This is a genomic window from Bacillus sp. FSL K6-2971 (genome assembly GCF_038006405.1).
Classification (GTDB): Bacteria; Bacillota; Bacilli; order Bacillales; family Bacillaceae; genus Bacillus; species Bacillus pumilus.
Genome location: NZ_JBBOVD010000001.1, coordinates 1,687,029 through 1,707,796 on the forward strand (window position 1 = coordinate 1,687,029; position 20,768 = coordinate 1,707,796).

The 20,768-nt window shown below is 40.8% G+C and carries 22 protein-coding genes; all 22 read left to right on the plus strand.

From position 1 onward, the window contains the following. The first annotated feature begins 88 nt into the window (after positions 1–88). Entirely contained in the window at positions 89–868 is a 780-nt protein-coding gene (locus tag MHI33_RS08795; RefSeq protein ID WP_044141991.1) for a cell division protein FtsQ/DivIB, read from the plus strand. Next, complete coding sequence (locus MHI33_RS08800) at positions 865–1,554, plus strand: DUF881 domain-containing protein (protein ID WP_044141990.1); 690 nt, start codon at positions 865–867, stop codon at positions 1,552–1,554. The genes MHI33_RS08795 and MHI33_RS08800 overlap by 4 nt, the downstream gene beginning before the upstream one ends. Before the next feature lie 20 nt (positions 1,555–1,574). Continuing rightward, a complete protein-coding gene (locus tag MHI33_RS08805) occupies positions 1,575–2,300 on the plus strand; it encodes a DUF881 domain-containing protein (protein ID WP_340910688.1) in 726 nt (241 codons plus the stop codon). After that, the gene (locus tag MHI33_RS08810) at positions 2,300–2,668 is read left to right on the plus strand and encodes a small basic family protein (protein ID WP_003210988.1); all 369 of its coding nucleotides are present in this window, start codon (positions 2,300–2,302) and stop codon (positions 2,666–2,668) included. Before MHI33_RS08805 ends, MHI33_RS08810 begins: the two co-directional genes overlap by 1 nt. 159 nt (positions 2,669–2,827) lie before the next feature. After that, positions 2,828–4,150, plus strand: a complete 1,323-nt coding sequence (ftsA, locus tag MHI33_RS08815; protein ID WP_044141988.1) for a cell division protein FtsA — start codon at positions 2,828–2,830, stop codon at positions 4,148–4,150. Positions 4,151–4,183: 33 nt separating this feature from the next. Then, entirely contained in the window at positions 4,184–5,329 is a 1,146-nt protein-coding gene (gene ftsZ / locus MHI33_RS08820) for a cell division protein FtsZ (protein WP_106065245.1), read from the plus strand. A 291-nt stretch (positions 5,330–5,620) separates the two neighbouring features. Then, positions 5,621–9,124 carry a S8 family serine peptidase gene (locus MHI33_RS08825; protein ID WP_340910693.1) on the plus strand — a complete coding sequence of 1,168 codons (3,504 nt, stop codon included), beginning with the start codon at positions 5,621–5,623 and terminating at the stop codon, positions 9,122–9,124. Positions 9,125–9,361: 237 nt separating this feature from the next. After that, positions 9,362–10,291, plus strand: coding sequence for a sigma-E processing peptidase SpoIIGA (gene spoIIGA / locus MHI33_RS08830; RefSeq protein WP_003211533.1), 930 nt, complete (start codon positions 9,362–9,364; stop codon positions 10,289–10,291). A gap of 59 nt (positions 10,292–10,350) precedes the next feature. Continuing rightward, entirely contained in the window at positions 10,351–11,070 is a 720-nt protein-coding gene (gene sigE, locus MHI33_RS08835) for an RNA polymerase sporulation sigma factor SigE (protein ID WP_007499746.1), read from the plus strand. Between the two features lie 143 nt (positions 11,071–11,213). Then, positions 11,214–11,993 carry an RNA polymerase sporulation sigma factor SigG gene (gene sigG / locus MHI33_RS08840; RefSeq protein ID WP_003211879.1) on the plus strand — a complete coding sequence of 260 codons (780 nt, stop codon included), beginning with the start codon at positions 11,214–11,216 and terminating at the stop codon, positions 11,991–11,993. A 151-nt stretch (positions 11,994–12,144) separates the two neighbouring features. Beyond that, complete coding sequence (locus tag MHI33_RS08845; RefSeq protein WP_034662535.1) at positions 12,145–13,083, plus strand: sugar-binding transcriptional regulator; 939 nt, start codon at positions 12,145–12,147, stop codon at positions 13,081–13,083. Positions 13,084–13,326: 243 nt separating this feature from the next. Beyond that, positions 13,327–14,571, plus strand: a complete 1,245-nt coding sequence (locus MHI33_RS08850) for an NAD(P)H-dependent oxidoreductase (RefSeq protein WP_012009880.1) — start codon at positions 13,327–13,329, stop codon at positions 14,569–14,571. 12 nt (positions 14,572–14,583) lie between these two features. Then, on the plus strand, positions 14,584–15,015 hold the full coding sequence (locus MHI33_RS08855; RefSeq protein WP_340910696.1) for a transcriptional regulator GutM: 432 nt from the start codon (positions 14,584–14,586) through the stop codon (positions 15,013–15,015). Between the two features lie 18 nt (positions 15,016–15,033). Next, positions 15,034–15,564 (plus strand): PTS glucitol/sorbitol transporter subunit IIC, encoded by a 531-nt coding sequence (srlA, locus tag MHI33_RS08860; RefSeq protein WP_003210918.1) that lies wholly within the window; start codon positions 15,034–15,036, stop codon positions 15,562–15,564. Positions 15,565–15,577: 13 nt separating this feature from the next. Next, positions 15,578–16,588 carry a PTS glucitol/sorbitol transporter subunit IIB gene (srlE, locus tag MHI33_RS08865; RefSeq protein WP_044141984.1) on the plus strand — a complete coding sequence of 337 codons (1,011 nt, stop codon included), beginning with the start codon at positions 15,578–15,580 and terminating at the stop codon, positions 16,586–16,588. A 26-nt stretch (positions 16,589–16,614) separates the two neighbouring features. Beyond that, positions 16,615–16,971: a PTS glucitol/sorbitol transporter subunit IIA gene (locus tag MHI33_RS08870; protein ID WP_007499733.1), complete on the plus strand. Its 357-nt coding sequence runs from the start codon at positions 16,615–16,617 to the stop codon at positions 16,969–16,971. A gap of 130 nt (positions 16,972–17,101) precedes the next feature. After that, the gene (locus MHI33_RS08875) at positions 17,102–17,878 is read left to right on the plus strand and encodes an ABC transporter ATP-binding protein (RefSeq protein ID WP_044142098.1); all 777 of its coding nucleotides are present in this window, start codon (positions 17,102–17,104) and stop codon (positions 17,876–17,878) included. Positions 17,879–17,957: 79 nt separating this feature from the next. Beyond that, positions 17,958–18,194, plus strand: coding sequence for a YlmC/YmxH family sporulation protein (locus MHI33_RS08880; RefSeq protein ID WP_008344958.1), 237 nt, complete (start codon positions 17,958–17,960; stop codon positions 18,192–18,194). A 237-nt stretch (positions 18,195–18,431) separates the two neighbouring features. Next, complete coding sequence (pgeF, locus tag MHI33_RS08885) at positions 18,432–19,271, plus strand: peptidoglycan editing factor PgeF (protein ID WP_340910702.1); 840 nt, start codon at positions 18,432–18,434, stop codon at positions 19,269–19,271. Between the two features lie 6 nt (positions 19,272–19,277). Next, positions 19,278–19,967: a YggS family pyridoxal phosphate-dependent enzyme gene (locus MHI33_RS08890; RefSeq protein ID WP_340910705.1), complete on the plus strand. Its 690-nt coding sequence runs from the start codon at positions 19,278–19,280 to the stop codon at positions 19,965–19,967. A 1-nt stretch (position 19,968) separates the two neighbouring features. Then, on the plus strand, positions 19,969–20,427 hold the full coding sequence (sepF, locus tag MHI33_RS08895) for a cell division protein SepF (protein ID WP_340910707.1): 459 nt from the start codon (positions 19,969–19,971) through the stop codon (positions 20,425–20,427). Positions 20,428–20,433: 6 nt separating this feature from the next. Then, positions 20,434–20,715 carry a YggT family protein gene (locus MHI33_RS08900; protein ID WP_284906420.1) on the plus strand — a complete coding sequence of 94 codons (282 nt, stop codon included), beginning with the start codon at positions 20,434–20,436 and terminating at the stop codon, positions 20,713–20,715. Positions 20,716–20,768 lie beyond the last annotated feature (53 nt).

Sequence of the window (20,768 nt, forward strand, 5' to 3'; positions counted from 1 at the left end):
ACGGCATGAAAGAATGCCGTTTGTTTTCTCATCAAAATGATGACCCAAAGGTGTGGACAAGCAGCTTTGAATGAGGTGAAGAGTATATATGCGGCCTGATCATGAAAATGAAAAGATCGTCAATATAGAAGAGCGAATTCCTAAAATTAAAGAACAAAGGAAGCAAAAAGCGAATCGGAGACTGATCTCTTTTATACTACTGTTTTTTATCATGGTTTTAATTATTATTTATTTGCAGACACCTATCAGCAAAATTTCTTCTTTAACCATCACAGGTAACGAGCATGTCTCAACAAAGCAGCTTGTTAAACTTTCACAAATTAAAGAAGGCGAAACAGAGTTTTGGAATTTAAATAAAGATTTAACAGCAGATCATATTAAACAAAATAAACTGATTAAAAGTGTCAGTATCAAAAAGCATTTCCCAAATAAAGTGAGTATTGCTGTCAAAGAATATGCAAATATTGCGTATCTTCAAAAGGGAAATCTATATTATGAGCTTCTTGAAAATGGGACCGCTTTACCAGAAGAAGTGACACCGAGTCATGCAGGACCTATTTTTGTCGATTGGGACAATAAGGAGAAGCTGAAGCAAACTGTTAAATCTTTAAATCAACTGCCAGCCTCTATTCAGGAACTCATCTCAGAAGTATATTATGTGCCAACAAATTCAAACAATTGGCTAGTTAAATTTTATATGAATGACGGAAACACTGTGATTGCATCAATTAAAACGTTCGGTGATAAAATGAAAACCTATCCAGCCATTGTAAAAGAACTTTCATCATCTGAAAAAGGCACAATCCATATGGAAGTCGCTACGTATTTCGAAGCGTTTAAATCTAAGAAAAAGGAAGATGAGCGTTGAGAGGCAAAACAGTTATATTCTCGATTGTCATGCTTGTTCTTGGTTTTCTGATTTCTTTTTCATACCAATATACAAAGCATCATCAGGCAGACGTCATTCGAACAGAGCAATGGAAAAAAGAATACTCTCTGAAAAGTCAGCTCACAACGCAAGAAAAGGCGAATCAGAAACTCGAAAAAGAATTATATAGTCTTCAATCAAAGGTACAAGCAACAGAGTCCAATTTGAAAAATGAAAAAGAGCAGTATTTTAATGTGCTGGAAGATGTTGAGAAATATAGAATGTTTACAGGAGAGATCGGTGTAAAAGGAAAAGGGGTAAAAGTGTCTCTTGAAGATGCATCTTATATCCCGAGTGGACAAAATGTTAATAATTACATTGTGCATGAGAGCCACATTTTTCATGTGATAAACGAACTATTTATATCAGGGGCTTCTGCTGTATCTATTAATGGGCAAAGAATCACACACCAATCATACATACATTGTAACGGTCCAGTTGTCACAGTAGATGGTGTTCAGCATCCAGCACCATTTGTCATATCTGCTATTGGTGATCCTGCTGTGTTAATACCTGCTTTAAATATTGCAGGGGGAGTGGTCGATCAGCTGACAAGTGATCACATTTCAATGACGATCGAGAAAACGGATATTCGTATGAACCCTCTTTTAAGAAACAAAGATTAAAAGTGAAAAGGTGAGTGGTGTTGAGGAAAAAGAAGCCTTTACTTAGTTTAACAGCTTTAATGATCATATTTGGCATCATGGTTTCCATCCAATTTAATTCCTTACAAAAGCCCAAAGTTCGTGATACTCGTGATGTGTGGGAACTGAGAGAGGATTTATCTGCATCTAAAAGTAAGGAATTGGATTTGCTCAAAGAAATTGATAAGTACGACGAGATGCTAAAAAAATATGGTCATCAAGGAGATCGATCAAAAGAAGCACAATTAACAAAAACGTTAAAGGATTTAAAAGAAAAGGCTGGTTTTACAGAAGTGGAAGGGGAGGGGATTGAAATTGAAATATCTCAGCTTTTTTCCAAGGACCTTACCGGAGAAGAAGTGAAAAATATCCCACCTGATCTTCTGAAAAAGTTATTTAATGAAGCCAATATGTTTGGGGCAAAACATATTTCCATCAATGATCGCCGTGTCATTAATACAAGTGTGATTCGAGATATTAATGGCACGACAAAAATGGATGGTTACAGCTTAGATAGTGATGAAGTCACCATTAAAATGATTAGTGAGCAGGCCGACAAATTATACAGCCGTTTAAATGTATCAGATATTGGAGATTTGTTTGCTCAGGAAAACTTCAGCTTGAGTATGAGCCAGCCGAAGAAAAAAATCCACTTAAAAGCATATGACGGTGCAATTCAAGTAAACGAATTGAAGCCTCTTGACGATGTAAAGGAGGAAAAATCTTAATGTGGCTTCCTGTACTTGGCTTAATCATAGGAGTTGCGATCGGTTTCTTAACTAATTTTACGATACCGAATGAGTATTCTAATTATCTTTCCCTTGCTGTACTTGCTGCACTTGATACATTGATTGGTGGAATCCGGGCACATCTGCAAGGGGCATACGATGAACTAGTGTTTGTATCAGGCTTCTTCTTTAATATTATACTGGCAATAAGTTTAGCTTTTCTGGGCGTCCATCTTGGTGTAGACTTGTACTTAGTCGGAATGTTTGCATTCGGCGTTAGATTGTTTCAAAATATAGCAGTGATTAGAAGAATTCTCCTAACAAAATGGACAATTTCTAGAGAAAAAAAGAAAAAAAGTGAGTCATAAAAAAGGATATACATATGATGTAACGAATATTTTTAGTAATCCTAATAAAAAATGTTGATTTTTTAAGTTTTGTTACACACTTGTAAAAACACATTCATTGTATTGTTGTTCAGCAAATAATAGAATAGAAAGTATTGATATGTGAGGAGGTGCCATAGAATGAACAACAATGAAATTTACGTCAGCCTTGACATCGGTACATCCAATATAAAAGTCATCGTCGGAGAAATGGCGGATGATTCGCTTAACATTATAGGTGTTGGAAATGTCCCTTCAGAGGGGTTAAAAAAAGGATCGATTGTTGATATAGATGAGACAGTTCATTCTATTAGACAAGCATTTGAACAGGCTGAGAGAATGGTAGGTTTTCCTTTACAAAAGGCGATTGTCGGAATTAACGGAAACCATATTCATATTCAGAATACGAGCGGCGTAGTCGCAGTATCTAGTGAAAACAAAGAAATACATGCTGAAGATGTGAGACGTGTCTTAGATGCTGCACAAGTAGTATCTATTCCTCAAGAACATCTCGTCGTAGACGTGATTCCGAGACAATTTATCGTCGACGGAAGAGATGAAATCACAGATCCGAAAAAAATGCTTGGTGTTCGGCTAGAGGTGGAAGGATCGTTAATTACAGGTTCTAAAACGATTCTACATAACTGGCTCCGATGTGTAGAAAGAGCTGGAATTGAAATAATGGATATATGCTTGCAGCCACTCGCATCGGGCTCGGCAGCATTATCGAAAGATGAAAAAAATCTTGGGGTAGCTCTTGTCGATATTGGCGGCGGATCTACAACGATTTCCGTATTTGAAAACGGGCATCTCTATTCTACTCACAGTATCCCTTTGGGCGGAGAGAACATAACAAAAGATTTGTCTATAGGACTTAGAACTTCCACTGAAGAAGCTGAACGAATCAAAAAACAATTTGGGCATGCGTTTTATGATGAGGCATCGACGGAGGAGACATTTGAAGTTTCTGTAATCGGTACCGATCAAAAACAAACGTATACACAGCTTGATGCAGCCAACATTATTGAAGCGCGGCTGGAAGAAATCTTGCTCTTTGTGGCGGAGGAATTAAGAAATATGGATGTGCATGATTTGCCTGGTGGATTCGTTCTAACAGGTGGACAAGCAGCTATTCCAGGTATCCTTTCTCTTGCACAAACGGTCTTGCAAAACAATGTTAGGATTGCAAGTCCGAATTATATCGGGGTGAGAGAGCCTCAATATATGACAGGAGTGGGTCTGATCCACTTTGCTTATCGCAATGCAAAGATTCAGGGCAGACAGGTTGGATTCCAAATGCCAGATGAGGCGTTTCATGAAGTAGGCGCATCCATGGAGCCGGTTTCTTCTGCACCACAAGTGAAAGAAGCGCAGCCAAGACCGAAAGTAAAACAAAAAGCACAACAAGAGACAAATAAAAAACCGGGCAAAATGAAAAAACTATTTAATATGTTCTGGGAATAGAATTAGATTTTCGACGGATTAGGAGGATTCAGCATGTTGGAGTTTGAAACAAATATAGACGGCCTAGCATCAATTAAAGTAATCGGAGTAGGTGGCGGCGGGAATAACGCTGTCAACCGAATGATTGAAAATGACGTACAAGGTGTCGATTTTATTGCAGTCAATACTGATGCACAAGCGTTAAATCTATCAAAAGCAGAAACTAAAATGCAAATCGGTGCTAAGCTGACAAGAGGGCTTGGAGCAGGTGCGAATCCTGAAGTCGGTAAAAAAGCTGCTGAGGAAAGCAAAGAGCAGATTGAAGAAGTATTAAAAGGCGCAGACATGGTCTTCGTTACAGCTGGTATGGGCGGTGGAACTGGTACGGGTGCTGCACCTGTCATTGCAAAAATCGCAAAAGATTCTGGTGCATTGACAGTTGGAGTTGTGACTCGTCCTTTCACATTTGAAGGAAGAAAGCGTCAGCTTCAAGCAGTAGAAGGAATTGCTTCTATGAAAGAAGCAGTTGACACATTAATTGTGATTCCAAACGATCGCTTGCTTGAAATTGTTGATAAAAACACGCCAATGCTGGAAGCATTCCGCGCGGCAGATAACGTGCTTAGACAAGGTGTTCAAGGGATTTCCGATTTAATTGCAACACCAGGTCTGATTAACCTTGACTTTGCTGACGTGAAAACCATCATGTCCAATAAAGGTTCGGCTCTAATGGGTATTGGCGTTGCAACAGGCGAAAATCGTGCTGCGGAAGCCGCGAAGAAAGCCATTTCCTCGCCACTTCTAGAAACAGCAATCGATGGTGCTCAAGGTGTCATCATGAACATTACGGGTGGTACGAACCTAAGTCTTTATGAAGTGCAAGAAGCGGCGGATATTGTGGCTTCTGCATCTGACGAAGATGTAAACATGATTTTCGGGTCTGTCATCAATGATAACTTGAAGGATGAAATTGTGGTGACTGTGATCGCTACTGGATTCATTGAGCAAGAACCAGAAGTGACAAAATCACAAAGAAACCCATTAGGACAAGGATTAAAGCAAAATCAATCCATTCCTCAAAAACGTGAAGTAAAACGTGAGGAACATCAACAGCCATCATCTCAGTCAAGACAAAATACACAATCAAGTGATGATACGCTGGACATTCCAACGTTCTTACGCAACCGCAATAAACGCTAATCGAGTATAGCTTAACCCCTTCCAATGGAAGGGGTTTTTTCATGTCTCAACGTATAAGAGAATCTAATCAAAAAGTCTTAAATGAGTGAAAGTCACTTCAATTTCCATATGTAATTTGACTTATGGTATTTAAGAAAAAAGAATCATTTTTACTCCCTCTTACAAAAAACGACAAAATGATGAACTTTATTTGACTACATTAAATAGAACACCATGAATCTTGTCATGGACAACAGAAGGAAAGGAGTGAGACCTATACTCTGTTTGGCCACTTGAGGAGGAGGGATTTGATTGAAATTGAAGTTTCGCAAGACCGCCGGCTATCGTTTGATGAGTCTTTTGGTGATTGGTACTTTAACGATGACAAGCTTTGGGACGGTTCAAGCAACATCGACTTCTACCTCATATCAGGAGGAAGCTGTCTCCTCTAAGACAACAAAAGCAAAGATCTCATCTAGATTAATGAAGCAGTTTGAGCAGGATGATCAGGTGACTTTTTTAATCAAAATGAAAGAGCAAACAAATACGCAAAAAGTGGCGAAGGAAGCGGTGTCCAAAGCCGAAAAACAGAAATTAACAGCGGCTAAAACGCAATACACAAAAAGATCAGCTGTCGTATCCGAATTAAGAGCAACGTCTGAGGAGACGCAGGAAGCGCTCCTTACGTATTTACAAAAGGAACAAAAGAAAAAGCAAGTGAAGGAGATTCATTCGTACTATATTGTGAATGGTTTAGCGGTGACGGGAACGAAAGAAGTCATGGAAAAGGTGGCTGCCTTCCCAGAAGTAGATCAAGTGCTGCCAAATGAAACCCGTCAAATTCACCGGCCGGTTGATTTGCAGACGAAGCAGAAAAAACAAATGAAAGCAGTAGATGGAGTCGAGTGGAACATTTCTCAAGTTCATGCTCCAGAAGCGTGGGCTTTAGGTTATGACGGTACTGGTACAGTTGTGGCAAGTATTGATACAGGAGTGGAATGGGATCATCCTGCTTTAAAGGAAAAATACCGCGGATTTGATCCAGCACATCCGAATAAACCAACTCATGAATTCAATTGGTACGATGCTACGACAGGATCTGAAGCGCCATATGATGATTTAGAGCATGGTACACATGTAACGGGAACGATGGTTGGCTCTGAGCCAGATGGAAAGAATCAAATCGGAGTCGCTCCGGGCGCAAAATGGATTGCGGTGAAAGCTTTCTCAGAAGATGGTGGTACAGATGCTGATCTGCTTGACGCAGGTGAGTGGATTTTAGCACCAAAAGATGAGGCCGGCAACCCACATCCAGAACAGGCACCAGATGTCGTCAATAATTCTTGGGGCGGTGGGCCTGGCCTTGATGATTGGTATAAAGATGTCGTCAATGCTTGGAGAGCGGCGGACATCTTCCCAGAGTTTTCAGCTGGCAATACCGATTTATTCAACCCTGGTGGTGAAGGATCCATTGCGAATCCTGCGAACTATCAAGAGGTCTTTGCAACGGGTGCTACGGATCAAGATAACAAATTGGGGTCTTTCTCGCTGCAAGGTCCGTCTCCATATGGTGTCATGAAACCAGACATTGCGGCCCCAGGGGTAAACATTCGTTCATCCATTCCTGGGAAAGGGTATGAGGGTGGCTGGAATGGGACGTCGATGGCTGGTCCGCATGTTTCAGCTGTTGTGGCTCTTCTTCGCCAAGTACAGTCAGATCTTTCTGTTGAAGAAATTGAACAAATTCTGATTAATACAGCGAAGCCGTTAACTGATCAGCAATTCCCGGAATCCCCAAACAATGGCTATGGGGCAGGTTTAGTTGATGCAAGAGAGGCGATTACGGCATTAACAGATGGAATTGGCATGATTGAAGGACAGGTGACAAACGAAGATGTTCATTTAGATGATATGAAAATAAAAGATCAAGTCTTGCCTCAAAAAGATAAGGCTGTACACCCACTTAAGAAGCCTGCGAACATAAAAGAAATGAAAAAGGAAAAAAATCTAGCTGCTTCGTCCATCAAAGCTCTTCCTATGAAAGCGGAAATTAGTGTTCTTGAAAGCGGCAAGTCAACGTACACAGATGAAGCGACAGGGAGATATCAGCTTCCTCACAGTGCAGGAGAATTCACAGTAAAAGCGGAAGCTTACGGATTTGAATCACGCACACAAACCGTCCATATTTCTTCAAATGAAACGGCAGAGGCGAATTTCGCCTTACAGCCACTAAAGAAACGAACGATATCTGGCACAATTGCCAACGAAACAACGGGTGAAAAAATAAAGGATGCCACGGTTTATCTTGTAGAAGATGCGAAAATTAAGCCGGTGAAAACAAATGAATCTGGCGAATTTTCTCTAAAGGCATTGAGTGGTGTCTATACCGTCAAAGTATTTGCCAAAGGGTTTAAAGGATATTCTTTTACAGCAGATGTGACAGAAAAGCCGGTGGAAAAAGCCATTCAGCTAGAGCCATTCATCGGCTTTGCTGGGGAAATTGGCTATGATGATGGAACAGCTGAAAATGCGAGAGCCTTCTATGATCCTGGCAATGGCTGGGCTGTGAAATTTTCATTAGAAAAGGGGAAGAAACAAGCGCAACTCACAGGAGGGCTTTTCCGTTTCTGGTCATCAGAGTGGCCAGCTCCTGGAGGGAATGAATTTGCAGTTGAAGTGTATGACGCTTCTGGGAAGAACGGAGCTCCAGGGAAGAAAATGGCAGGACCTCTAAAAGCGAAAGCGCTGCGTAATGGGGAATGGACAAAAGTAGATTTAGAAGATCAAGCCATTACGGTGGATGGAGATTTCTATCTTGTCTATATTCAAACGAAAAAAAATACGGAATCTCCAGGGCTTGCAACAGATGAAGATGGACCAAATGCTGAAAGAAGCTGGCAGCTGACAAGCGGTGCATTTTCTCCTTCTCCAAAAGAAGAGGGAAATTATATGATTCGTGCGCTTGTTGACTATGAAGCAGATGTGCCAGAGATTACATCTCCAAAGACAGGAGTTATTACGAACAAAGATGAACTGGAGATCGAAGGAAAAGCCTCTTCTGGGCTTGATGTAGCGATCTATCAAAACGACGAAGAGATTGCCAAAGTGAAAGCAGATCAGTCAGGGGCCTTCAAAGAAAAGCTTACAGTTTCAAGTGGAGAGCATGTATTCACGGCTGCAACTGTTACGGATAAAGGTGCAACAAAACGATCCAAACCAGTAAAGGTGATCATTGATCAAACAGCTCCGGTGCTCACCATCGATACACCGAAAAAAGGAGAAAAGACGAATAAAGAATCGCTCACTGTAGAAGGAAAGGTCACAGATGATCATATTGATCAAGTCACTGTAAATGGAAAAAAGGCAACCATAAAAGGTGGAAAATATTCCGCAAGAATACTGCTTGAGAACGGGAAAAATACGATCAAAGTCACAGCGAAAGATGCAGCAGGAAACAAAACAACTAAAAAAATCAATATCGATGTCCAATACGAGGCACCTGAGATTTCTAAGCTGACTCCAGCAGAGAATGTCCATCTGGCATCAGGGGAGTCTGTTAAAATTTCATTTCACAGCAGAGAAAAGCTAGACGCAACATTTGTCATTCACATGCCGCTGACAAATGCGAGATCAAAGCTTCAAAATACCACAGAGCTGCCGCTTCGCGAAGTATCGAACGGTACGTATGAAGGTTACTGGACTGCTACTTCTACCGCCAAAGCAAAAGGTGCGGTCATTGAAGTAATTGTGCGAGATGATTATGGAAATGTCACAAGGCAAAAAGCTTCAGGCGCATTAAACATCAATGAAAAGTAACTTAAACAAAAGACACGACTTCTAGGAGCGTGTCTTTTTTCTTTCAACAATTGTTTGAAGGCTTGTCCAGAAGAATACTCTCTCTCATTCCTCGACAAAAACAATAACAATCCACCAAAAGTTCTCTATCATCCCCAACAAGAATTGACAGACTTCCATCTCATGACTGTTTTATACTGGTACAAACAAGTGCAAGTACTGCTTTTGATTCTTTGTTTTAGATGAAAGGAGCAGAAGGTGGTCATTTATTTAGATGTGATTTGGCTGTTAAACTTTTGTTTTGATCTATTGCTTCTCTTACTCACTGCATTTATTCTCAAACGACAAGTAAAAAAAAGGCGATATATGTTAGGAGCTCTCATTGGATCGAGCATTGTTCTCTTGCTCTTTACACCATTTGCAATGGTTGTGTCACACCCTTTAGGCAAACTACTTTTTTCTGTTTTCATCGTTCTTGCAACCTTTGGTTTTCAAAGATTTCGTTCCTTTTTTCAAAATCTGTTTGCTTTTTACTTTGTAACATTTTTGATGGGAGGAGGTATGATCGGGGTTCATTCATTTTTGCAAACCAATACAGTGATTCAAGATGGCCTGCTGATTTCACAAAATGATGGCTTTGGTGATCCGATTAGTTGGCTTTTTGTTTTAACTGGGTTTCCTGCGATTTGGCTGTTTTCAAAGAAAAGATTAGGCGAGGTGGGTACGAAAAAAAGACAGGTTGATGAACAAGTGCTTGTGGAAATACACATTCATGGAGAGACCATCCGTTTAAAGGGACTCGTCGATTCTGGTAACCAGCTGTATGATCCTATGACAAAAACACCTGTCATGATCGTCCAGGCCGACCAGCTAACGGCCATTTGCGGAGAGCCATTTATAGAGCTCATGAAACAGTCTCATCCTGTTGAAGTCATGCAAAAGATCGATGATCAATTTCCTCTTCTTGATCGATTAAGACTTGTTCCATATCGAGCGGTCGGTCATGATCACGGCTTTCTACTATGCCTAAAACCAGATACAGTCTTCATTTATTCAAAGACGCACATGATTCAGCCAGCTAAGTGTTTTGTAGGGTTGAGTCTGAGCGGTTTATCGGCAGATCAGGAATTTCAATCCATCATTCATCCAGATATGTTAGACGGGAAAATCATCCAGGGGGTGTCGTAGTTTTTTGGTGATGTCTTTTATCTTACGAGGTCAACTTGACATTTAGAAGGGAGAAGAAGATGAAAAAATTAAAATTTAAACTCACTTACTACTGGTATAAACTCCTCATGAAGCTAGGTCTAAAGAGTGATGAAATTTATTATATTGGTGGAAGTGAAGCGCTGCCGCCTCCATTATCAAAGGATGAAGAGCAAGAGCTGCTTGTCAAATTACCAAAGGGTGATCAAACCGCAAGAGCGATTCTAATCGAAAGAAATTTGCGTTTAGTCGTTTACATCGCAAGAAAATTTGAAAACACAGGTATTAATATTGAGGATTTAATCAGTATCGGAACCATTGGTCTGATCAAAGCAGTCAATACATTTAACCCAGAAAAAAAGATCAAGCTTGCAACATATGCTTCGAGATGTATTGAAAATGAGATTTTGATGTACTTGCGTCGAAATAATAAAATCCGGTCAGAAGTTTCGTTTGATGAGCCGCTCAACATTGATTGGGACGGAAATGAACTGCTTTTATCAGACGTACTTGGAACAGATGATGATATTATCACGCGGGATATCGAAGCAAATGTAGATAAAAAATTGCTGAAAAAAGCGCTCGAGCAATTAAATGACCGCGAAAAGCAGATCATGGAACTAAGATTTGGCTTAGTTGGCGGTGAGGAAAAAACCCAAAAAGATGTCGCTGACATGCTTGGGATTTCACAGTCTTATATTTCGAGGCTTGAAAAAAGAATTATTAAACGATTACAAAAAGAATTTAATAAAATGGTCTAAAAAATTTTTTAAAAAAGCTCTGTTCCTGCACTGTCAAAGGAAACAACCTTTTTTCTCATAATTCTCGTCATCGCTCGTGCATATTTTTCCATCCCAAGGAGATACTGAACTTTGTACAACAGCTCCTGTAGGGAGGGAAAAAAGTGTCCAGAAATAAAGTGGAAATCTGCGGAGTCGACACCTCCAAGTTGCCTGTTCTGAAAAACGACGAGATGAGAAAATTGTTCAGACAGCTGCAAGATGAGGGTGACGATACAGCAAGAGAAAAGCTAGTCAATGGCAATTTACGGTTGGTTTTAAGTGTGATTCAGCGTTTTAACAACAGAGGCGAATATGTCGACGATCTCTTCCAAGTAGGCTGTATCGGATTAATGAAATCAATTGATAATTTTGATTTAAGCCACAATGTCAGATTTTCAACTTATGCGGTTCCTATGATCATAGGAGAAATCCGTCGATACTTGCGTGATAACAACCCGATTCGGGTGTCTCGCTCGCTAAGAGATATTGCCTATAAGGCACTTCAGGTCCGTGAGAGGCTGATTAGTGAGACAAGCAAGGAGCCAACAGCAGAAGACATTGCCAAAGTGCTGGAAGTGCCTCATGAGGAAATTGTCTTTGCCCTAGATGCGATTCAAGATCCTGTATCTTTGTTTGAACCGATCTATAATGACGGAGGAGATCCGATTTATGTGATGGATCAAATTAGTGATGAACGGAACAAAGACACACAATGGGTGGAAGAATTGGCCTTAAAAGAGGGCATGCGTAGGTTGAACGACAGGGAAAAAATGATTCTTCGCAAACGCTTCTTCCAGGGCAAAACGCAAATGGAAGTTGCCGAAGAGATCGGGATTTCTCAAGCACAAGTCTCTAGGCTTGAAAAAGCAGCCATTAAACAAATGAATAAAAACATCTTTTAAAGCCGCCGCTTCATGTGCGGCTTTTTTCATTCTTGTGAGAGAACACGCCTCTAGTATTGACTCTGTTATTTTTTTCATTTAATCTGTTTTTAACAAATGTTATTTTAGATAGCATTTGTTAGGGAACACTTAAGCGGAAAGAAGGGTTATTATGACATTCCATGATGAAAGAAGGCTGCTCATTAAGGTTGCGCATATGTATTATGAAGAAGGCGCCACTCAATCTAACATCGCAGAAGCGGTTGGGGTTAGTCGTTCGCTCATATCGAAATATTTGGCAAAAGCACGTGAAGCAGGAATCGTGGAAATCATTATTCATGATGAAGTCAACCAACAGTATGGATCGTTAGAAAGAAAAATAGAACGCAAATATGGGCTGCGAGAAGTCGTCTGTGTGGAAACACTCAGCAAAGACACAACCAAAAGCCGAATCGGTGCCGCGGCGGCAAGCTTTTTATTAAAAGTGATGAAGGATGGACAAGTTATTGGGTTTTCCTCAGGGACAACGCTGCATGAAATGGCAAAAGCGCTTACCTCTGTTCAGCACTATCCATCCGTGACATTTGTTCCGCTTGTCGGAGGTGTGGGAAATGAAGATGTCGATATCCACGCCAACTATATTATTGCGAGATGCACAGAGGCACTCAAATCTAAATGTGAGTTTTTACATGTACCTGTCATGCTTGATACGAAAGAAGCGAAAGATGTCCTGATCCGGCAGCCGTCGATCAAAAAAGTGATTGAACTAGGAGAATCATCAAATATCGCGGTTGTCGGAATTGGTGGTGTTCCGCAGCATTCAACGATGGTGAAATCCTATATGACAAGTGGCGAAGAGGACATCCTTCAAGCAAAGGATGTAGCAGGTGACATTTGCTATAACTTTATTGATCATCAAGGGGAAGTATATCCCCACCCATGGAACGACCGGGTGATGGGCATAAGCCCCCAAAAGCTAAAAGAAATTCCGCTTGTCATAGGTGTCGCTGGTGGCGAAGAGAAAATTGAAGCAATTCGGGCGGCATTAGCAGGTGGATTAATTCATGTATTAATTACCGATGAACGAACTGGAGATGCCTTATTAAAGTAACTACCTAATATCATTAGGTAGTTTTTTTGAGTCTTTAGACTCAAAAAGATTGAAAATTTTATCGATTTTAGCTTGACACAAAGTTGACACATCATATAAACTAAGTTCATAACAAATGATAAACAAAATAACAAATGTTACAAGAAACAGATTTTTGTTAATTTTTATAACATTTGTTAAAAGTTTCAGATTATATTTCTAGCAATCTATTGAGAAGCAAGAAAACCTGAAAGGATGATTTAAATGTCTATCTATCAACAATTGTTAGCTCGAGAACGCAGTGGAGATCCAATCAAAGTAGGGATTATTGGAGCAGGTCAAATGGGCTTTGGACTCATTTCACAAATTTCTAAAATTCCAGGCATGATTGTTGCTGGTGTTTGTGATATTCACCTTAGTGCAGCAGAGAAGGCAGCGAATTTTTACAAGCAGCATGCAAAGCCGCATCAAATGGTTGTCACAAATGATTACAGAGAAGTGATTCAATCAGATTCCGTAGAAGTTGTCGTAGATGCAACAGGTGTCCCAGAGGTCGGAGCAAACATTTCTTTGGAAGCGCTTAATTCGAAAAAACATCTCGTTCTTTTAAATGTAGAAGTTGATATTACCATCGGGTTGGTCATGCATAAGTTATTCACAAATGCAGGACTTGTTTACTCAGGATCAGCTGGAGACGAACCAGCAGCAACACTAGAATTATATGAATTCGCGAAAACAATGGGTCTTGAGGTACTCGTTGCAGGGAAAGGAAAGAACAACCCATTCTTCCCAGAAGCAAATCCAGATACGTGTAAAGCAGAAGCAGATAGTAAACATATGAGTGCACATATGCTGGCTGCATTCCAGGACGGAACAAAAACAATGGCGGAAATGAACTTATTAAGTAACGCGACAGGGCTTCTGCCAGATAAAGTCGGTATGCACGGAGTCGAAGCCAATTTAGAAAATGTAGCAGATAAATTGAATCAAAAACAGCAAGGCGGCGTACTCGATAACTTCGGAGTCGTTGAATATGTAAATGGACTTGCACCAGGTGTATTTGTCATCGTGAAGAGTGACCTTGAGCCAGTAGATGAAGAGCTGCGCTACTTAAAAGTTGGAAAAGGCCCACACTACACACTTTACCGTCCTTTCCACTTAGCGAGTCTTGAAACACCTGTTACCATCGCAAAAGCAGTTTTACAGCATGATTCATCCATCCACCCAATTGGTGTACCAGTATCAGAAACAGTCGCTGTGGCAAAAAGAGATATTAAAGCTGGAGAATCACTTGACGGGATTGGCGGATACTCCGTAAGAGGTGTTCTTGAAACACATCAAGACATGAAAACGAACGGCCACATTCCAATTGGTTTAATCAGCGGAAAAGTCGTAGCGAAAAAAGACATCAAACTAGGACAATTCCTGACTCATGATGATGTAGAGCTTGATTCAAACACAACGGTCTGGAAGCTGCGTTCATTACAAGATCATTTATTTCAATCATAAGGACGTGAAGCTGTGGAAAAATTAGCGATCGTACTTTGTATCATTCTCATTGTGCAGTACGGGTTATCTTTTATTCAAATCAAGTACTACCGCAAGAGCATGGATTCACTTATTGATGATTACAGAGGGAAGCAAGGCTACCACTTATTTTCAGGAATGGAGCGGCGCAAAGTTGGCCCTGGAGCCATTGCGCTCATCATTGTAGATGAATCGTATATCATACAAAAATGCCATGTGCTTGGCGGTGTGTCGATCTTATCTAAATTTAAAGAAATCCCTTCATATGAAGGAAAGCATGTAGGGGCTGTGTTAGACGAACACCATATGATGAAGCAGACGTTGAAAAAACGCAAAAAGGGGCCAGCTGTCATGCACGCACTTTCCATGGCGGCTGAACAGGCACTTGTCTCGATTTCGAAAAAAAATATAACAAATGTGAACTAAAGAAAGGGGAGATGAAACATGGAATGGATTCAATGGTTTGGAGAGCACTTTATCGGAATGTTTGAAGCCGGCGGAAAGCAATTCATGGGTCTTGTTACAGGTATCGTTCCAACGCTTGTTGTGTTACTTACTTTCACTTATGCTGTCATGAAGTTTATTGGAGAAGAGCGAGTGAATAGAGCGATTCAGTTTGCTGCGAAATATACCATTTTGCGCTACACGTTAATGCCGATCTTATCCGTTCTTATTTTGACAAACCCAATGGCTTATACGTTTGGCCGCTTCTTACCCGAAAAACAAAAACCAGCATTCTATGATTCAGCTGTTTCATTTGTTCATCCGGTGACATCACTGTTTCCGTATGCCAACGCAGGAGAACTGTTTGTCTACTTAGGGATTGCGAACGGTATTAAAGAGGCAGGATACTCAATGTCAGAGCTTGCTGTTCGGTACTTCTTAGTCGGGATCGTCGTCATTTTACTTCGCGGTATTATTACTGAATGGATTACAAAGTACTTAGCAGGAAAAATGAAAGCGAATTCACAATAGGGGAGGGTTAGACATGACAAACCACAAAGTATTTGTTGCAAAAGGTGCTGGCGGATGGGGACAAGGCTTGGAGCTTGAACCAACCGGTAAAAAAAGAAAGGTTGTTTCCATTACAGGGGGAGGCATTCACCCAGTTGCACGTAAAATTGCAGAAATGACAGGGACAGAAGCATGTGATGGCTTTAAAAACTCGATACCAGAAGATGAAATGATGTGTGTTGTCATTGATTGCGGAGGAACCGCGCGAATCGGACTTTATCCAATGAAGCGCATTCCAACTGTAGACGTTTTGGCATCCTCTCCTTCTGGACCGCTTGCAAAACATATTACAGAGGATATCTTCGTATCAGGCGTTACAGAAAAAGATATTTCCTTTGCGGAAGCATCGGGTGGTGAGGCAAAAGTAGAAGGTCAGGAAAACAGTGAGCCGATTGACAAGGAGAATTTCAAAGAAACCTATTCAAAACTGAAAGAGGAAAATCTCGAGCGTCAGGAAAAAGGTAATTTCCTGATGAGGTTCTCAAGAGGAATTGGGAAAGTCACCGGTACGTTCTATCAGGCTGGTCGTGATTCCGTTGATATGCTTTTGAAAAACATTATTCCGTTCATGGCATTTGTCAGTATGTTAATTGGAATTATCAATTATACAAAAATTGGTGACTTGATTGCCCATTTTCTATCACCACTGGCAGGATCTATTTGGGGACTCTTACTGCTCGTTGTGGTCTGTACATTGCCATTCCTATCACCTGTCTTAGGACCTGGTGCAGTCATTGCACAAGTGATCGGTGTTCTGATTGGTAGTCAAATTGCACTAGGAAATATTCCGCCTCAATTTGCACTTCCTGCACTATTTGCCATCAACGGTCAAGTAGGGTGTGATTTCATTCCAGTTGGGCTATCACTTGGTGAAGCGAAGCCGGAAACGGTACAATATGGAGTACCAGCTGTTTTGTATAGCCGTCTCATTACAGGTGTTCTATCTGTTGTGATCGCATACGCTGCCAGCTTCGGTATGTATTAAACGTATTAAAGGAGGAATCGAGATACATGGTCACACAATCTGTTGTAAAAGAAATTGGGATCTTAGTCCCGCAATTTAAAGAAGATAAGCTGATTGTTTTATTTGGACCCGCAGCGCCGCAGGAATTAAGAGATATGTCCGTCATTCATGAGTTCGAACATTTAGAAGAAGAGCCGTTGAAACTGGGCGGTACCATTCAAGTGGGCGATCAAACGTACACGATCACAGCCCTTGGCAATAAAGCAAATGACAACTTTAAAGAACTCGGCCATATTTCGATCTACTTCCAAGAGCCGTTTGATGATGTATTACCGGGAGCTGTCTTTGCATCCCCGCACACGTTTCCTGATATAAAAGAAGGCGTGCGAATTGAAATTTCGTAGCTATGAAGAAAAGCTGTTCCGTAAAAGGAGCAGCTTTTTTTATGTGAGGTTTACCAGAAAGAGCAATTGCGATATGCTGTAAACATTCATTATTTGTTTATTCAGAATTTTTACTCAGGGGGAAATGATGGTGTCACTTGAATTGAAGAATGTTTCATTAAAACGAAATGGAAAATGGCTGCTTCAGTCTGTTGACTGGCATGTGAACAAAGAGGAGCACTGGGTGCTTTACGGTTTAAATGGTGCGGGGAAAACCGCTTTATTAAATATGCTCTGCTCATATTATTTCCCTTCATCAGGTGAGATGACCGTGCTGGGACATATCTTTGGCAAAGAGGCTCTTGGCGAAAAGCTCAGGAAGAAAATTGGCCTCATTTCTGCGGGACTTGAAAAGAAACTGCACAGAGACGACAATGCATTTGAAATTGTTCTCAGCGGGGCATTTGCCTCCATCGGGCTTTATGAAACTCCGACAGATGAGATAAGAGAGAAAGCCATTGATCTATTAAAAGCATTTGGTTCGTTCAAATATGCAAACCGGACATATGAAACCCTCTCACAAGGAGAAAAGCAGAAAGTCCTGATTGCGAGGGCTTTAATGAATGATCCCAAGCTCCTGATTTTAGATGAGCCTGTGACAGGTCTTGATTTTTTAGCAAGAGAACAGGTGCTGGAGACCATCTCATTCATTGCTTCAAAGCCTGATGCGCCTACTTTGCTTTACACGACCCATCATGCAGAAGAGATTTTGCCTGTTTTTCAGCATACCTTATTATTAAAAGATGGGACTGTTTTTGATCAAGGAGAAACAAAAGAGATGATGACAAGCGACTTGCTTTCTTCCTTCTTTGAATGTCCGGTAGATGTGATGTGGAGAAATGGCCGTCCTCACTTAAGTAAATTGTAGATAAAAGAAACTATTGGTCTGCGTCCCTGCTTTTCCATCATACATATTATAGTAGAAAACGAAAGGCGGGGAAGGACAGATGATCAGTATTTCTGAATTCCAAATCAAGGATGTTGTCGATGTGTCCAGCGGAAAAAAACTAGGCACCATTGGGGACATTGATATTAATGTCACGAGCGGTAAAATACAAGCAATCATTATCGGCGGCACAGGTAAAATGATGGGATTTTTCGGGAAAGAAGAGGAAATGATTGTCCCGTGGCGAAATATAGTAAAAATTGGCGAAGATGTGATACTTGTCCGATTGTCTTCTTAAAATTCGTATAACTCCTCAATGAATCATTTAATGATCCTTAACATAAGCTCTCCATTCTCAGCAAACAATGTCTTTTTCGGGTAAAAAGATTACGTTTTCATATCAATTTGCAAAAAAACCTGTAGAAAGGGCACATTTGAGTGTAATATTTAATGAATCCCACTAACTGTCTACGCATGTCTTGTGGTAAAATAGGAGCGATATAAAGAGAGATGAATGAAAGGTGGGAGGGCAGCTTTGACACACAATTATGACCCCTTTCAGCAGAAATCACCTTATGCAATGATGATTCATGATTGGACGAACATGACATGTTCTGGTAAAGAGGTATTGGCCGGATTTACGACAAAAAATGGCGGCTTCAGCCTTTCTCCATATCAATCATTGAACACTGGACTCCATGTAGGAGATGATGCTTCTAGTGTCCAACTGAATCGTCAAGTCATAGCAGATGCTATTGCTGTGCCGCTCTCTGATTGGGTGTTTGCAGACCAAACACACGAGGACCGCATCAAGAAAGTCACCAAGGAGCAAAGAGGAAGAGGAAGTCTTCATTATCATGAGGCACTGCCTGGAACAGACGGCTTATATACGTCTGAACCGAACATCATGCTCGCTCTTTGTTTCGCCGATTGTGTTCCGCTTTATTTTCTAGCTCCGCAACATGTCCTCATCGGAACAGCCCATGCCGGATGGAAAGGAACCGTCAAACAAATTGGTGCAAAAATGATAGATCTATGGGTCAATCAAGAAGGTGCTAAGACCGATCAAATACAAGTCGTCATTGGACCATCCATTGGCAGCTGTTGCTACATAGTTGATGATGTGGTCTTGAATCAAGTGAAACAGCTTCCCTTTTTGACAGAGGATGTGTATTCCGAGATATCACAAGGACAATATAAATTAGACTTAAAAACATTAAACAAAAACGTATTGCTTCATGCAGGGATGAAAGAAGAAAACATACATGTCAGTTCGATGTGCACAAGCTGCAATGATCAGCTATTCTTCTCACACCGGCGTGATCAAGGAAAAACAGGACGTATGATGTCTTTTGTCGGGTTTAAGGAGGCATAATAGCAATTGAATGTACGAGAGAATCTCAGACAAATAAATGAACAAATAAACGAAGCATGTAAAAGAGCCGGCCGGAACCCAGACGATATATCAGTCGTCGCTGTCACAAAATATGTCTCGATTGAGCGAGCACAAGAAGCCAAAGAAGCAGGAATTTTGCATTTTGGAGAAAATCGTGACCAAGGGTTACTTGAAAAACAAGCGGCCATAACCGATGAAAGCATTAGCTGGCACTTCATCGGCAGTTTACAAACACGAAAAGTGAAATCTGTCATTCAGACAATTGACTACTTACATTCGCTCGACAGGATCTCTCTTGCGAATGAAATTGAAAAAAGAGTGGATCACACGGTTCGCTGTTTTGTACAGGTGAACACATCGCTGGAGGAGTCAAAACATGGCTTACAAAGTGAAGACGTGATTCCATTTGTGAAGCAGCTCGCTGATTTCAAAAAGATTGAAATTGCTGGACTGATGACAATGGCTTCATTTACAGACGATCACACTGTGATACGAAACTGCTTTAAAACATTAAAAAACCTTCAAGAAGAAGTAAAACATCTTAACCAAGTGAATGCACCTTGTCAGCATTTATCGATGGGCATGTCAAATGATTTTGAAATCGCAATTGAAGAAGGTGCGACATTCGTTCGGATTGGCTCTTCACTTGTTGGAAATGAAACAGGAGGTGCGTGACATGAGCATAAAAAATAAGTTTAAAAGCTTTTTCACTCTCGACGATGAAGAGTATGAGTACGAATATATTGATGAAGAAAGAGAACCAGTTCAAGAAGAAAAAAGCACGAAGGACAAAGCGGCATTTCAAGAGCGTCCACAGACAGGAAAACAAAATGTCGTCAGCTTGCAAAGCGTGCAGAAATCCTCTAAAGTGGTGTTAAGTGAGCCGCGTGTTTATGCAGAAGCGCAGGAGATTGCAGACCATATTAAAAACAGACGTGCAGTCGTCGTAAATTTGCAGCGCATTCAGCACGATCAAGCAAAGCGAATCATCGACTTCTTAAGCGGAACTGTTTATGCAATCGGTGGAGACATCCAGCGTATTGGCTCGAATATATTCCTCTGCACACCTGATAATGTGGATGTATCTGGCACAATATCAGAACTTTTGACAGAGGAAGAACCTCAGAGGTGGTAAATCATAGTGATTCTAAATTTCATTTTTAGTATTTTAGAAACGGTATTAACGATTTACTCATTCGCGATTATTATTTACATCTTTATGTCATGGGTGCCATCTGCAAGAGAAACTTCAATTGGGCGCTTTCTGACAAATATTTGCGAACCGTATTTAGAACCATTTCGTAAAATTATTCCGCCAATTGGCATGATTGACATTTCGCCAATTGTGGCATTGCTTGTGATTCGTTTTGCATCAACATATGGACTAACTGGTCTTTACAATATGATTGCACGCTTCATGTAGACAGGCTGCCGGGCTTGGCGCTGCCAGGCTCTTTTACATAAGAGGGGAACAAA

Excerpts from the sequence above, each read along its gene's own strand:
- MHI33_RS08850 (WP_012009880.1), top strand. The coding sequence starts at position 13,327 with ATGTCTATCTATCAACAATTGTTAGCTCGAGAACGCAGTGGAGATCCA.
- MHI33_RS08810 (WP_003210988.1), top strand. The coding sequence starts at position 2,300 with ATGTGGCTTCCTGTACTTGGCTTAATCATAGGAGTTGCGATCGGTTTC.
- ftsZ (WP_106065245.1), top strand. The coding sequence starts at position 4,184 with ATGTTGGAGTTTGAAACAAATATAGACGGCCTAGCATCAATTAAAGTA.
- ftsA (WP_044141988.1), top strand. The coding sequence starts at position 2,828 with ATGAACAACAATGAAATTTACGTCAGCCTTGACATCGGTACATCCAAT.
- MHI33_RS08870 (WP_007499733.1), top strand. The coding sequence starts at position 16,615 with ATGGTCACACAATCTGTTGTAAAAGAAATTGGGATCTTAGTCCCGCAA.
- sigE (WP_007499746.1), top strand. The coding sequence starts at position 10,351 with ATGAAAAAATTAAAATTTAAACTCACTTACTACTGGTATAAACTCCTC.
- MHI33_RS08795 (WP_044141991.1), top strand. The coding sequence starts at position 89 with ATGCGGCCTGATCATGAAAATGAAAAGATCGTCAATATAGAAGAGCGA.
- MHI33_RS08880 (WP_008344958.1), top strand. The coding sequence starts at position 17,958 with ATGATCAGTATTTCTGAATTCCAAATCAAGGATGTTGTCGATGTGTCC.
- MHI33_RS08845 (WP_034662535.1), top strand. The coding sequence starts at position 12,145 with ATGACATTCCATGATGAAAGAAGGCTGCTCATTAAGGTTGCGCATATG.
- sepF (WP_340910707.1), top strand. The coding sequence starts at position 19,969 with ATGAGCATAAAAAATAAGTTTAAAAGCTTTTTCACTCTCGACGATGAA.
- srlE (WP_044141984.1), top strand. The coding sequence starts at position 15,578 with ATGACAAACCACAAAGTATTTGTTGCAAAAGGTGCTGGCGGATGGGGA.
- srlA (WP_003210918.1), top strand. The coding sequence starts at position 15,034 with ATGGAATGGATTCAATGGTTTGGAGAGCACTTTATCGGAATGTTTGAA.